This window comes from Mycolicibacterium hippocampi (genome assembly GCF_010723735.1).
GTDB lineage: Bacteria > Actinomycetota > Actinomycetes > Mycobacteriales > Mycobacteriaceae > Mycobacterium > Mycobacterium hippocampi.
The window spans coordinates 3,454,981-3,469,035 of record NZ_BLLB01000002.1 but is presented as its reverse complement, the minus strand read 5'-3'; the positions used below and the strand labels follow the sequence as shown (position 1 = coordinate 3,469,035).

At 66.5% G+C, this 14,055-nt stretch carries 9 protein-coding genes; all 9 read right to left on the bottom strand.

Translation table 11 applies throughout. From position 1 onward, the window contains the following. Positions 1 to 20: 20 nt before the first annotated feature. Complete coding sequence (locus tag G6N53_RS17805) at positions 21 to 1,529, bottom strand: glutamate synthase subunit beta (RefSeq protein WP_163890560.1); 1,509 nt, start codon at positions 1,527 to 1,529, stop codon at positions 21 to 23. After that, entirely contained in the window at positions 1,522 to 6,069 is a 4,548-nt protein-coding gene (gltB, locus tag G6N53_RS17800) for a glutamate synthase large subunit (protein WP_205390576.1), read from the bottom strand. Before gltB ends, G6N53_RS17805 begins: the two co-directional genes overlap by 8 nt. An 83-nt stretch (positions 6,070 to 6,152) precedes the next feature. After that, a complete protein-coding gene (locus G6N53_RS17795; RefSeq protein WP_163890556.1) occupies positions 6,153 to 6,563 on the bottom strand; it encodes a DUF2752 domain-containing protein in 411 nt (136 codons plus the stop codon). Continuing rightward, positions 6,553 to 6,957, bottom strand: coding sequence for an NINE protein (locus G6N53_RS17790; protein WP_163890554.1), 405 nt, complete (start codon positions 6,955 to 6,957; stop codon positions 6,553 to 6,555). The genes G6N53_RS17795 and G6N53_RS17790 overlap by 11 nt, the downstream gene beginning before the upstream one ends. Positions 6,958 to 6,986: 29 nt before the next feature. After that, the gene (locus G6N53_RS17785) at positions 6,987 to 8,417 is read right to left on the bottom strand and encodes an HNH endonuclease signature motif containing protein (protein ID WP_163890552.1); all 1,431 of its coding nucleotides are present in this window, start codon (positions 8,415 to 8,417) and stop codon (positions 6,987 to 6,989) included. Between the two features lie 103 nt (positions 8,418 to 8,520). Next, positions 8,521 to 11,154 (bottom strand): prolipoprotein diacylglyceryl transferase, encoded by a 2,634-nt coding sequence (lgt, locus tag G6N53_RS17780; protein WP_163890550.1) that lies wholly within the window; start codon positions 11,152 to 11,154, stop codon positions 8,521 to 8,523. Continuing rightward, positions 11,151 to 11,939 carry a tryptophan synthase subunit alpha gene (trpA, locus tag G6N53_RS17775; RefSeq protein ID WP_163890548.1) on the bottom strand — a complete coding sequence of 263 codons (789 nt, stop codon included), beginning with the start codon at positions 11,937 to 11,939 and terminating at the stop codon, positions 11,151 to 11,153. Before trpA ends, lgt begins: the two co-directional genes overlap by 4 nt. Then, positions 11,939 to 13,198, bottom strand: a complete 1,260-nt coding sequence (gene trpB / locus G6N53_RS17770) for a tryptophan synthase subunit beta (protein WP_163890546.1) — start codon at positions 13,196 to 13,198, stop codon at positions 11,939 to 11,941. Before trpB ends, trpA begins: the two co-directional genes overlap by 1 nt. Next, entirely contained in the window at positions 13,199 to 14,017 is an 819-nt protein-coding gene (trpC, locus tag G6N53_RS17765; protein ID WP_163890544.1) for an indole-3-glycerol phosphate synthase TrpC, read from the bottom strand. Positions 14,018 to 14,055 lie beyond the last annotated feature (38 nt).

Below are 14,055 nucleotides of genomic sequence, written 5' to 3'. Positions count from 1 at the left end.
GAGCATAGTCGTTGATCGATTCAGACGACGGCCAGCGGTAGCGCACCGGGCCTGACCGGCGCAGGAAGGTCCGACTCCCCCATCAGGTAGCTGTCGACGGCGTGCGCGGCGCTTCGGCCCTCCGCGATCGCCCACACGATCAGCGACGCGCCGCGGTGGGCGTCCCCGCACACGAACACGCCGGGGGCGTCTGTCTGCCAGTCCTGCCCGCACGGCAGCGCACCGCGGCGGTTGAGCTCCAGCCCGAGACCCTCCAACAGCGGCATGTGCTCGACACCGTCGAACCCGATGGCCAGCAGTGCCAGCTCACACGGGATCTCCAGTGAGTCGCCGACCGGCACGATGTGGCGTCGTCCGGTCTCGTCGCGCTCGACCTTGACCTCGGCGATCTCCACCGCCCGGACGTTGCCCTGCTCATCGCCGAGGAACCGTTGAACCGCCACCTGGTAGCGACGGTCGCCGCCTTCGGCGTGGGCCGGCGACAGACGGGTCCGCAGCACGATCGGCCAGGTCGGCCACGGTGACCTCGAGTCGTCCCGCAGCTCCGGCGGTTCGGGGTTGTAGTCCAGCTGGGTCACCGATGCGGCGCCCTGCCGGTGCGCGGTGCCCAGGCAGTCCGCGCCGGTGTCGCCGCCGCCGATGATCACGACGTGTTTGCCCGCTGCGGAGACCTCGCTTTCACCGTCGCCCTCACACTCTTTGTTGGCGGGCACCAGATGCTCCATCGCCAGGTGCACACCGGCCAGGTCGCGTCCCTCGACGTCGTTGTCCCGGGCCCGCAGCGCTCCGATCGCCAGCACCACGGCGTCGTGCTGGGCGCGCAGCTGCTCGATGGGCAGGTCCACACCCACCTCACAGTCGGTGACGAAACGTGTTCCCTCCGCGCGCATCTGGGCCAGACGCTGGTTGAGGGTGGCCTTCTCGAGCTTGTACTCGGGGATGCCGTAGCGCATCAGCCCGCCGATCCGGTCGTCCCGCTCGTAGACCGTGACGTCATGCCCGGCCCGGGTGAGCTGCTGAGCTGCGGCGAGACCGGCGGGACCGGAGCCGACGACCGCGACACGCTTGCCGGTGGAGATCGCCGCCGGCTGCGGCGCGATGATGCCGTCCATCCACGCCTGATCGGCGATCGTCTGCTCGATCCGTTTGATCGTCACGCTGCCGCCGGTCTGCTCTTCGGCGATCGACAGCACACACGCGGCTTCGCACGGGGCGGGACACAACCGGCCGGTGAACTCCGGGAAGTTGTTGGTGGCGTGCAGTCGGTCGCTGGCCGCGTCCCAGCGGCCCCGCCGGACCAGGTCGTTCCATTCGGGGATCAGGTTGCCCAGCGGGCACCCCGCCGTACCGGAGTGGCAGAACGGGATACCGCAGTCCATGCAGCGACGGGCCTGCTGGGACACCTCGCCGGCCCGCTGGTGGGGATCCTGCTGTTCGTAGACCTCGCGCCAGTCACCGACCCGCTCGTCGACCGGACGTTTGGTCGCCTCGACCCGGTGCACCTCGAGAAATCCATGTGGATCAGCCACGGCTCGCCTCCATGATCGCAGCGTCGACGTCGCGGCCCTCGGCTTTCGCCATCCGGGTCGCCTGCAGCACGCGCTGGTAGTCGCGCGGCATGACTTTGGTGAATTGTGCACTGCGCCTTGGCCAGTCCGACAGCACCGACGCCGCCACCGTGCTGCCCGTGTAGCACGCGTGCTGCGCGATCACCGCACGCAACCACACCAGGTCCTCCGGGTCGAGGCGTTGCAGCTCCACCATGTCGGTGTTCACCCGCTTGGGGTTGATGCCCAGGACGAACGCGATCCCACCCGACATACCCGCGGCCATGTTCCGGCCGACCCGGCCGAGCACCACGACGCGACCACCTGTCATGTACTCGCAGGCGTGGTCACCGACACCTTCGACGACAGCCAGCGCTCCGGAGTTGCGGGCGCCGAACCGTTCGCCGACCTGCCCACGTAGGTACACCTCCCCCGAGGTCGCGCCGTAGAGCAGGGTGTTGCCGGCGATGACGTTGTCCTCCGGCAGGAACAGCACGTCATCCTGGGGTTTGACGATCACCTTCCCGCCCGAGAGCCCTTTACCCACATAGTCGTTGGCGTCACCGATGAGCTCGAGGGTGATCCCCGGCGGCAGGAACGCACCCAGGGACTGACCGGCCGAGCCGGTGAGGGTCACGTGGATGGTGTCGTCCGGGAGCCCCTGGGCCCCGTACCGCCGGGTGACCTCACTGCCGAGCAGCGTCCCCACCGTGCGGTTGACATTGCGGACCGGCAGATCCAGCCGCATCGGATGCGCATCCTCGAGTGCCCCTTCGGCGAGCTGGATCAGCGTGCGGTCCAGAGCGTGGTCGAGGCCGTGATCCTGGTCCCGCACCCTCCTGCGCTGCGTCAACCGGGCACCGTCAGCGTCCGAGGGGACCGCGAAGATCGGGGTCAGATCCAGGCCCTTGCTCTTCCAGTGCGCCACGCCCAGGGCGGTGTCGAGAACCTCAGCGTGTCCCACCGCTTCGTCGATGCTGCGGAAACCCAGTTCGGCCAGGTACTTTCGGATGTCCTCGGCGATGAACCGGAAGAGGTTCTCCACGAACTCCGGCTTGCCGTTGAACCGCGCCCTCAGTTCCGGGTTCTGCGTGGCGACACCGACCGGGCAGGTGTCCAGGTGGCACACCCGCATCATGATGCACCCGGCGACCACCAGTGGCGCGGTCGCGAAGCCGAACTCCTCGGCGCCCAGCAGAGCCGCCACGATCACGTCCCGTGCGGTGCGCATGCCGCCGTCGCACTGCACGGTGATCCGGTCGCGGAGGCCGTTGAGGACCAGGGTCTGCTGGGTGTCGGCCAGCCCGATCTCCCATGGCGCTCCAGCGTGTTTGAGGCTGGTCAGGGGGGCCGCACCGGTGCCGCCGTCATAACCGGAGATCAGGACCACGTCGGCGTGCGCTTTGGACACCCCGGCCGCGACAGTGCCCACACCCACCGAGCTGACCAGCTTGACGTGGATGCGGGCCTCGGAGTTCGCGTTCTTCAGGTCGTGGATCAGCTGAGCGAGGTCCTCGATCGAATAGATGTCGTGGTGCGGCGGTGGCGAGATGAGCCCGACGCCCGGGGTGGAGTGCCGGGTCTTGGCGATGTTGGGGTACACCTTGTAGCCCGGGAGTTGCCCGCCCTCACCGGGTTTGGCACCCTGAGCCATCTTGATCTGGATGTCGGAGGCGTTGACGAGGTAGTCGCTGGTCACTCCGAAGCGACCGGAGGCGACCTGTTTGACCGCGCTACGGCGCGTCGGGTCGTACAGGCGGTCGACGTCCTCGCCGCCCTCCCCGCTGTTGGACCGGCCGCCGAGCTTGTTCATCGCGACGGCCATCGTCTCGTGGGCCTCGGCGGAGATCGAGCCGTAGCTCATCGCCCCGGTGTTGAACCTGCTGACGATGGATTCGACCGGCTCGACCTCCTCCAACGGCACGGGTGGGCGAAGGTCATTCCGGAACTCGAACAGCCCCCGCAGCGCGCCGCCTTCCCGCGCCAACCGGTTCACCTCGTCGGAGTAGTTCTGGAAGACCTCGTAGCGGCCGGTGCGCGTCGAATGTTGAAGCAGGAAAACCACTTCAGGTGTGAAGAGGTGCAGTTCACCCTCGCGCCGGAATGCGTACTCGCCTCCGACCTCCAGCCGCCGGTGCACCCGCTCGGTGGGGTTCTCCGGATAGGCACGGCGATGACGCAGTTTGACCTCTTCGGCGATGACGTCGAGGCCGACGCCGCCGAGTTGAGAAGGCGTGCCGCTGAAGTACTCGCTGATGACGGCTTTGTCGATCCCCACTGCCTCGAACGCTTGCGCGCCGGTGTATGAGGCGACCGTGGAGATGCCCATCTTGCTCATCACCTTCATGACACCCTTGCCGAGCGCCTTGAGGTAGTTGCGCACCGCGGTGGCGACTTCGATGCCGGTGAGTTCGCCCTCACGGATGAGGTCTTCGATGGACTCGAAGGCCAGATACGGGTTGACCGCTGCGGCGCCGAAGCCGATCAGCATCGCGATGTGGTGGACCTCGCGGGCGTCGCCGGTCTCCACGACGAGGGCGACCATGGTGCGCTGTTTGGTGCGCACCAGGTGGTGGTGCACAGCCGACACAGCGAGCAACGAGGGAATCGGGGCCTTGGTGTGGTCCGAGTCCCGGTCTGAGATCACCAGTGTCCGAGCACCTTTGGCGATGGCATCGCAGGCCCGCAGCCTCAGGTCCTCGATGGCTTCAGCAAGGCCCTCGCCACCGCGTTCGACGTCGTAGAGAGCCCGCAGGACCGCGGTGCGCAGGCCCGGCTGTTCTCCGTCGTGATTGATGTGGACGATCTTGTTGAGTTCGTCGTTGTCGAGGACCGGCCAGCGCAGGACGATCTGGCGACAGGAAGCCGCCGCCGGTTCGAGCAGGTTGTGCTCGGGCCCCATGACCCGTGACATCGAGGTGACCACTTCTTCGCGGATGGCATCCAGCGGAGGGTTGGTCACCTGGGCGAACAGCTCGACGAAGTAGTCATAGAGCTGCTTGGAGCGTTGCGACAGCACCGCGGTCGGGGTGTCGGTCCCCATCGACCCCAGGGGCTCGGTCCCCGACGCCGCCATCGGCGCGAGCAGAATCCTCAGGTCTTCCTCGGTGTAGCCGAAGGCGACCTGTCGGCGAACCACCGACTCATGGTTGGGTGCAACCCGGGCTCGCTCGGGCAACGTCTTGAGGTCGAGCAGCCCGGCGTGCAGCCATTCCCCGTACGGCTCGGCCGCGGCGAGCTGCTCTTTGACCTCGTCGTCGGAGACGATGCGTCCCGCCTCAGTGTCGATCAGGAACATCTTGCCCGGCTGCAGACGTCCCTTCGCCACGACCTGAGCGGAAGGCACGTCGAGCACACCGCTCTCGCTGGCCAGGATGATCCGGTCGTCGAGGGTGCGCCACCAGCGTCCCGGCCGCAATCCGTTGCGGTCCAGAACCGCCCCGACCAACGTCCCGTCGGTGAACGTGACGCAGGCGGGGCCGTCCCACGGTTCCATCAGCGAGGCGTGGAACTGCCAGAACGCCCGCTCGGCGGGGTCCATTGCGGTGTTGTTCTCCCACGCCTCGGGGATCATCATCAGTACGGCGTGGGGAAGGCTGCGGCCGCCGAGATGCAGCAGCTCGAGAACCTCGTCGAAGGACGCCGAGTCGGACGCCTCGGGTGTGCAGATCGGCGAAAGTCTGCCCAGGTCACCGGGAATGCGTGCGCTGCCCAGCATGGCCTCGCGGGCGTGCATCCGGTTGCGGTTGCCGCGCACCGTGTTGATCTCACCGTTGTGGGCGACAAACCGGAACGGGTGAGCCAGCGGCCAGGACGGAAAGGTGTTCGTCGAGAAGCGGCTGTGCACGATCGCTATCGCACTGACACAGCGCTCGTCACGAAGGTCCGGAAAGTACTGGGGCAGTTGCATCGTCGTGAGCATGCCCTTGTAGACCATGGTGCGACTCGACAGCGACGGGAAGTACACGCCGTTGCGCTCGGCACGCTTTCGCATCGGAAACACCCGGCGGTCGAGGTCGACGCCGCCGAGCTTGTGTTCGGGTGCAGAGACGAAGAGCTGCGACATGTGCGGCATGCAGCCCAGTGCGGTGACGCCGACTTCGGCACCGTCGGGGTCGACAGGAACGTCGCGCCATCCCAGAACCTCGAGACCCTCCTCTGCGGCGATGGTTTCGACCATGTCGCGGGCGGCGGTGCGAGCACCGGGTTCCTGGGGGAGGAAGCAGATCCCGGCAGCGAAGGTATTCGCGCCGTCGGCGGCGGGAGCCGGGAGTTCGAACTCGACGACCTCGCGAAGCAGATCGACCGGGAGCTGGATGAGGATGCCGGCACCGTCACCGCTATTGGGTTCGGCCCCTGCCGCTCCGCGGTGCTCGAGATGTTCCAGGGCAACCAGGCCGTCGGTCACGATGGAATGTGACCGCCGCCCCCGGATGTCGGTCACCATCGCGACACCACAGGAGTCCGACTCGTTGTCGGGGTCGTACAAGCCTTGGGGTTCGGGCAATGCCGAAAACAGCATGGACATGGGCCTCCGCAGTCCTGAAATTCCTGGTCAGGGACTGCACCGGCCCGTTGATCGAGTGTATCAGCGCAGCGCGGTGGCTACCCGTCGAGAACTGTCGGGACCAGCGGAAACCCAGGGAGATTGCGTACGACGGTCCACGTCACCGCTGCGGCGATGATCACAACGAACGTGGGAACGTTCAGCGCTGGTTTTCCGCGACTCCGGCGCACCAGCACCCAGACCAACAGCATCGGCAGGCCGATGAGCAGGAAAGCGTTGTCGACGAACGCGGTGGCCAGATCGCCGTGCAGCAGGTCGTGGGTCATCCGGAGCCCACCGCATGCCGGGCAGTTCAATCCGGTCAGCGCTTTGAAGGGGCAGGGCGGGAACACAAAACTCGTGCTGTGCGGATCACCGAGGCCCACATACGCGAGGCCGCCGGCCGCCACTGCGCCGGTGCCGAGCGCGGTGTAGACCCTGGTGGGGTTGGACGTGCTGCTAGGTGCCATCACGCAGGGGTCGTCCGTCCGGATCCCGCACCTTGTCGGTGAGGATCAGAATGGCGTCGATGATCCCCCAGATGACCGCACCGATACCGCAGGTGATCAGTCCGACGACGAGCTGGGCGATGCCGAAGCCCGTGTAGCCGAGGTAGATCCGGCCGATGCCGACCAGACCGAGCAGCCCCAGCAGTTGCAGCAGCCCGGCGACCACCTTGGACTTCTCCGACAGCGGTTCACCAGTCATCGGATGGCGGCCGTAGGGCGCGCCCGGGTCCATATAGGGATACGGGTACTGCCCTGCCGGCGGCGGGTACTGGCCCGGCGGTGGATAACCCGGCTGCTGCGGCGGTGGTGGATACGAGTTGCCACCGTCATTGCCACTGAACTGGGGCTCCGTCATGACAACAGCATGCCAGAACCGCTCGCCGCTCAGAAGGGTGGCGGTTCGTAAGTGGCGGCGAGCCACGCCTGGTGCTGGCGTTCTTGCTCGGCATCGATTTCGACGCGTTGTCGACGCTCGCGGCTGATGCGGTCCCTGCGGTCCTGTTCGCGGGTTCTGATGCGCCTCGGCATCATCGCTGACCTGTTGGCCGACTGCTCGGGGACTTCGACCTCTGGCAGCGAAGCTGTGGGCACCGCCAGGGCGGGAAACAGCTGGCCGCCGTGGGCTTCGGTGGTGTAGACGTGTCCGGTCGGTGCCCTGAGCTCGATGGTGCCGTCAGGACGTTGCTCGTCACTCCAGCCGTTCTCACCGGTATAGAAGGTCTTGATCAGATGATGCGTCCGGCAATAATGCTTACACCCTGATGCATGCGTGACGCCGAACGGCCAAGGCTTCGTATGGTCCACGTCGCACCGCGCGACCGGCGCATCGCAGCCCGGAAATCGGCACGTGAGGTCACGCCACTGCAGATAGTCCTTCAACCGAGCTGACGGGCGATATCCCGCTTCCCGGTCCGCGCCGGGCAGACACACCGGTTTGAATACAGCTGCCTTCGATTTGGCGGCTTCACGCACCTCTTCGGCGGGCAGGATCCCGAAGCCTGACAGATAACCAGGATTGTCGCTGGTCCCGTCGAGAGTGGCCTGCTCAGCGAGGACGTGGATGGCAAGCTGGGTCGCTTTCTCGCGGGTCTGCACGGCCGGGCAGGCCGGGGATCCGCACTGGCATTTCAGCGTCGACTCTCTGCGCCCGATCGCACCACAAGCATCAGAGCGCCGCTGCGAAATAGTCCGCGGATCATCGGCGCATACCGTGCCGGCAATCTCGATGACGAGTTGGTCCAGGGCGGCCGCGTCCAGTGCGTTGAGTACGCCACCCGCGAAAGCCAGGCCCGGGATATGCGGCTCGATGTCGAAATACCGGTTGTCCTTGGCAACCGGCGGCACGCGTACGGCCGCCGGGTCGAATTTCGCCACCCATAAATCGAGCCGGTCGCGCAGCTTGCGAGTCGACAACCGCATCCACTTGCTCACCCGCTGCGCCAATGCGTCGTCGACGACGGCTATCACGTCGTCCTCGACGTTGTCGGTTCGGTTGATTACCGTGTGCACCATTCGCAGATCGATATCTCCGCGCGCGAACAATTCGGCGACACGCGGTAGCCGTTGATGCAGATGCTCCGCCATCTGCACCTGACTTCTCGCTCTCGATCGGCTGATGTTCTGCGCGGCCGAAACCTCGGCGGCCACCGCCTCGACCACATCGGTGAGCCAGAGCTCCGCCTCCACATATTCCTCACGACGGCGCCGCAACAACGCAGCGACTGCGGCCAAACGCTCAGCTACAGCGGCCGACTCCCTGCGCAGCGCCGAACCCATCACGTCGATGAGTTCTGGAGCTTCGGTGGACTCGAACATACATTCGATTATGCCACCGCCATGTGACAGATTCCCGTGTCACGAACCGCTGCAACCCTTTACGCCTTGGGGATCATCGCCATTTCCCCAGCAATGCCGTGACTCAGCGATTCCTGCGTCGACGCATCCACTGGCGGACTCTGCCACCCGACGGGCGATAGTTACTGCCAGAAGCAGTCTCGAAGCTGGTCGGCGAACCGGATCTACTGGCAGTATCGGCGTCGCCGTCGTCGGGTTCGGGCTCAACATCAGCTGCCAACGCCTCTGCAACAGAAGCGCCTTCCGCTGCGAGCTGGTCTGGGTCGGGTGAATCCGGGGCGTCCTCGACATCGTCGACAGCCGCCTCGCCGGAGTCCTCGGCCGCTTCCTCGTCTGCGTCAGGTTCGGCTTCCAGTGCCTCAGCTACAGAAGCGCCCTCGACCGCAATGCCATCACCGTCTTCGATCACTGACTCGGCATCCGCCTCGGGCTCTTCGGCGTCGGCCTCGTCAGCGTCGGCTTCGTCCTCGGCGCCATCGCCTTCGGACTCTTCAGCGTCCGCGTCGGCCTCGGACTCTTCGGCGTCGACCTCAGCGACAAATGCCTCGGCGTCAGCCTCACCCTCGACCGCAGCCTCTGCAGCATCCGAAGCACCCTCGGCAGCCTCGTCACCCTCAACCGAACCCACACCACCAACAGCCGCAGTCACCGGGCCATCAGAATCGGGCTCTTCAGCGTCGGCTTCGTCCTCGGCAACCGCCTCGGCCGCCTCGGCGCCATCACCTTCGTACTCTTCAGCGTCCGCGTCGACCTCGGCAGCTAGCGCTAGCGCCTCCGCCTCCATCTCACCCTCGACCGCAGCCTCATGAGCCTCCGAAGCACCCTCGGCAGCCTCGCTGGCCTCGTCACCCTCAACCGAACCCACACCACCAACAGCCGCAGTCACCGGGACATCAGGCTCGGGCTCTTCAGCGACGGCCGAGTCCGGATCGGCCTCGGACTCTTCGGCATCAGCCTCGGCAGCTAACGCCTCTGCCTCAATCTCACCCTCGACCGCAGCCTCATGAGCCTCCGAAGCGCCCTCGGCAGCCTCGCTGGCCTCGTCGCCCTCGACCGAACCCACACCACCAACAGCCGCGGTCACCGACTCGTCGGACACAGTCTCGGACTCTTCAGCCTCAGGCTCTTGAGCGTCGGCCTCGTCCTCGACAACCGCCTCGGCGCCATCACCTTCGGACTCTTCAGCGTCCGCGTCGGCCTCGGACTCCTCAGCGTCGACCTCGGCAGCTAGCGCCTCCGCCTCAATCTCACCCTCGACCGCAGCCTCATGAGCCTCCGACGCACCCTCGGCAGCCTCACCAGCCTCGTCGCCCTCAACCGAACCCACACCACCAACAGCCTCACCCACCGGGACATCAGACGCGGGCTCAGCCTCAGGCTCTTCAGCGTCGGCCTCGTCCTCGGCAACCGCCTCGGCGCCATCACCTTCGGACTCTTCAACGTCCGCGTCGGCCTCGGACTCCTCAGCGTCGACCTCGGCAGCTAGCGCCTCCGCCTCAATCTCACCCTCGACCGCAGCCTCATGAGCCTCCGAAGCACCCTCGGCAGCCTCGCTGGCCTCGTCACCCTCAACGGAACCCACACCACCAACAGCCTCACCCACCGACTCGTCGGACACAGTCTCGGACTCTTCAGCGTCGCCCTCAACGTCCGCACCGGCGTCAGTCTCGCCCTCGGCGGCGACTTCATGAGCTTCCGAAGCGTCCTCGGCAGTCGGCTCTTCGTCCTCCTCGGCAGCGACCTTGGCCGCAGCGACGACGCCGGTCGTGGACGCCGCGACGGCGACATCCTTGACCAAGTCCTCGGCAACGGTGTCTTCGTCGGCTTTCCCGCGCGGTTTACCCAGCAGCGTCGCAGGATCTTCGCGGCCCTTGGGCGCAGCCATGATGTACACGACCGCGCCGATGAAAACGAACGTCGCAGTGAACGAATTGACGCGAACACCCGCGATCAATGTGGCGGGGTCGCTGCGCATCAGTTCGACACAGAACCGGCCCACGCAGTACCCCGCGACATACATCGCGAACAGCCGGCCGTGTCCGATCCTGAACCTGCGGTCGATGATGATCAGCGCCGCGAAGACCAGCAGATTCCACAGCAGTTCGTACAGGAACGTCGGATGGACAACCGCGATGAGCTCGCCCGTCGACACCCCGTTCAGGGAATCGAGCACGCCGTTGGCGTTGCGTCGCTCGTAGATCTCCAAACCCCACGGTAGCGTCGTCGGCCGACCGTAGAGTTCCTGGTTGAAGTAGTTGCCCAGCCGCCCGATCCCTTGGGCGAGAATGATTCCCGGCGCGATCGCGTCGCCGAACGCAGGCAGCGGTATCCCGCGCAGCCTGCAGGCGATCCAGGCGCCGAACGCACCGAAGGCGACTGCGCCCCAGATACCGAGGCCGCCATCCCATATCCGCAGCGCGGCACTGAAACCTGCTCCGTCGGGTCCGAAGTAAGTACTCCAGTCGGTGAGCACGTGGTACACCCGGCCACCGATCAGACCGAACGGCACCGCCCACAACGCGACGTCGTAGATGACCCCTGGTTCGCCTCCCCTGGCCACCCAACGCCGGTCGCCGATCACCAACGCGGCGATGATCCCGGCGATGATGAACAGCGCGTAGGCGCGCAGCGGCAGCGGCCCGAGTTGCCAGACCCCCTGAGACGGACTCGGTATGTAGGCGAGGACCGTCGTGGTCACGCGGTGATCCTCTGGCGCACGCCGTCAGCGAGTTCCTCGGTCAAGGACCGCAGTGCCGGGATCCCGTCTTTGAGGGCGGACACCAGCGCCGAACCGACGATGACCCCGTCGGCATAGGCGCCGATCTCGGCGGCCTGCTCACGGGAGCGCACACCGAGACCGACACCGACCGGGATGTCCGAGATCGCTTTGACGCGGGAGACCAGTTCGGGGGCGGTGTTCGACACCGCGTCACGTGCGCCGGTGACACCCATCGTCGAAGCCGCGTAGACGAACCCGCGGGAAGCCTGCACCGTCTCGGCCAGCCGCTGCGGCGTCGACGACGGCGCCACCAGGAAAATCCTGTCCAGGTCGTGCGCCTCCGATGCCGCGATCCACTCCTCGGCCTCGTCGGGGATCAGGTCAGGCGTGATCATCCCGAGCCCTCCGGCCGACGCCAGATCGCGGGCGAAGGTGTCCACTCCCTTGCGCAACACCAGATTCCAATACGTCATCACCACCGCGCGGCCACCGGCGTTGCTGATCGCCTCGACCGCAGTGAGTGCGTCGCGCACCTTGACCCCACCGCTCAACGCCGCCTCTGTCGCCGCGGCGATGGTGGGTCCGTCCATACCCGGGTCGGAATAGGCGACGCCGACCTCGATCAGATCGCATCCGGACTCGACCAGCGCAGTCATCGCCGAGATGGAGGTCTCCACATCGGGAAAACCGGTGGGCAGATACCCGATCAGGGCGGACCGGTTCTCATCGCGACACGCGTCGAAGAGGCTGGCCAGCCGACTCATCAGGTTCCACCTTCGAGCAGCCCGAACCACTTGGCCGCCGTCTCGACGTCCTTGTCCCCACGTCCGGACAGGTTCACCAGAATGAGTGACCCGGCACCGAGTTCAGAGCCCAGCTTCAACGCTCCGGCGACAGCGTGCGCCGACTCGATGGCCGGGATGATCCCCTCTGCCCGGCTCAGCAACGACAGCGCGTCCATCGCCTCGGTGTCGGTGATCGGTTCGTATCGCGCTCGACCTACATCTTTGAGCAACGCGTGCTCGGGGCCGACACCCGGATAGTCCAAACCGGCAGAAATCGAATGTGATTCGATGGTCTGACCGTCCTCGTCCTGCAACAGATACGAGTACGACCCCTGGAACGCTCCCGGCGACCCACCGGTGAACGTCGCCGCGTGACGGCCGGTCTCGACGCCGTCGCCGGCCGCTTCGTAGCCGATCAGCCGGACCGCGGGGTCGTCGAGGAATGCATGGAAGATCCCGATCGCGTTGGATCCGCCGCCCACACACGCGACCACCGCGTCGGGCAGCCGACCCGCCTGATCGAGCATCTGTGCCCGGGCCTCGAGTCCGATCACCCGCTGGAAGTCGCGCACCATCATCGGGAACGGATGCGGGCCGGCCGCGGTGCCGAAGCAGTAGTAGGTGTCGTCGGCGTTGGTGACCCAGTCCCGGAACGTCTCGTTGATCGCGTCTTTGAGGGTCTTGGACCCCGACTCGACCGGCACCACCGACGCACCCAGCAGCCGCATCCGGGCCACGTTGAGCGCCTGCCGCGCGGTGTCGACCGCACCCATGTAGATCACGCACTCCAGGCCCATCAGCGCGCAGGCGGTCGCCGTGGCGACCCCGTGCTGACCGGCTCCGGTCTCAGCGATGACCCTGGACTTGCCCATCTGCTTGGCGAGCAGAGCCTGCCCGAGCACGTTGTTGATCTTGTGAGAACCGGTGTGGTTGAGGTCTTCTCGCTTCAAGAAGATCCGGGCGCCGCCCGCGTGCTCGCTGAGGCGTTCTGCTTCGTACACCGGTGACGGCCGTCCGGTGTAATGCCGCTGGAGGCGATCGAGCTCATCGAGAAAGGTCTGGTCACCGCGCGCCTTCTCATAGGCGGCGGTCACCTCCTCGATGACGGCCATCAACGCCTCGGGGACGTACCTTCCGCCGTAGGCACCGAAGTGCCCCCGGGCGTCCGGGTCGTGGGTGGTGGGTTCGGCCACGGCCGCACTGGCGCGCGGCAGTTCGGGGCCGGCGTTCTCAGCCACTTAACGCGAGGTTTTCGGGCACGACGGATGCGTACCGGCGGTGACGAGGTCGGCGACAGCGCTCCGCGGGTCACCACTGGTGACCAGCCCTTCGCCGACAAGAACTGCGTCGGCGCCGGCACCGGCGTAGGCGAGCAGGTCCGCGGTGCCACGTACCCCCGACTCGGCGATCCGGATGACATTGCTGGGCAGGCCGGGCGCAATCCTGCCGAAGCAGTCCCGGTCGACCTCGAGCGTCTTCAGGTCGCGGGCGTTCACACCGATCACGGAGGCGCCGGCCTGCAACGCCCGGTCCGCCTCCTCTTCGGTGTGCACCTCGACCAATGCGGTCATGCCCAACGATTCGGTGCGCTCGAGCAGCGACACCAGTACCGGCTGCTCGAGCGCCGCGACGATCAGCAGAAGCATGTCCGCGCCGTGCGCGCGTGCCTCGTGGATCTGGTACGGCCGGATGATGAAGTCCTTGCGCAACACGGGAATCGACACCGTGGCACGCACCGCGTCCAGATCGTCGAGCGACCCGTTGAACCGGCGCTCTTCGGTCAGCACGCTGATCACCCGGGCGCCGCCGTCCTCATAGGCTCGGGCGAGCTCCGCGGGGTCACCGATCGGAGCAAGATCACCGCGCGACGGGCTGGCCCTCTTCACCTCGGCGATCACCCCGATGCCCGGGGCGCGCAGGGCAGCCATCACGTCGAGCGGCTTGCGCGCGCCCTTCGCCTGCTCCTTGACTTCGGCCAGGCTGACGGCCGCCTCACGGGCAGCAACGTCGGCACGGACTCCTTCGAGGATGGAGTCGAGCACGGACGCCGAACCCATAGGTGTCGCTTCCCTTCCCCTGACTGCCATCTGATTCC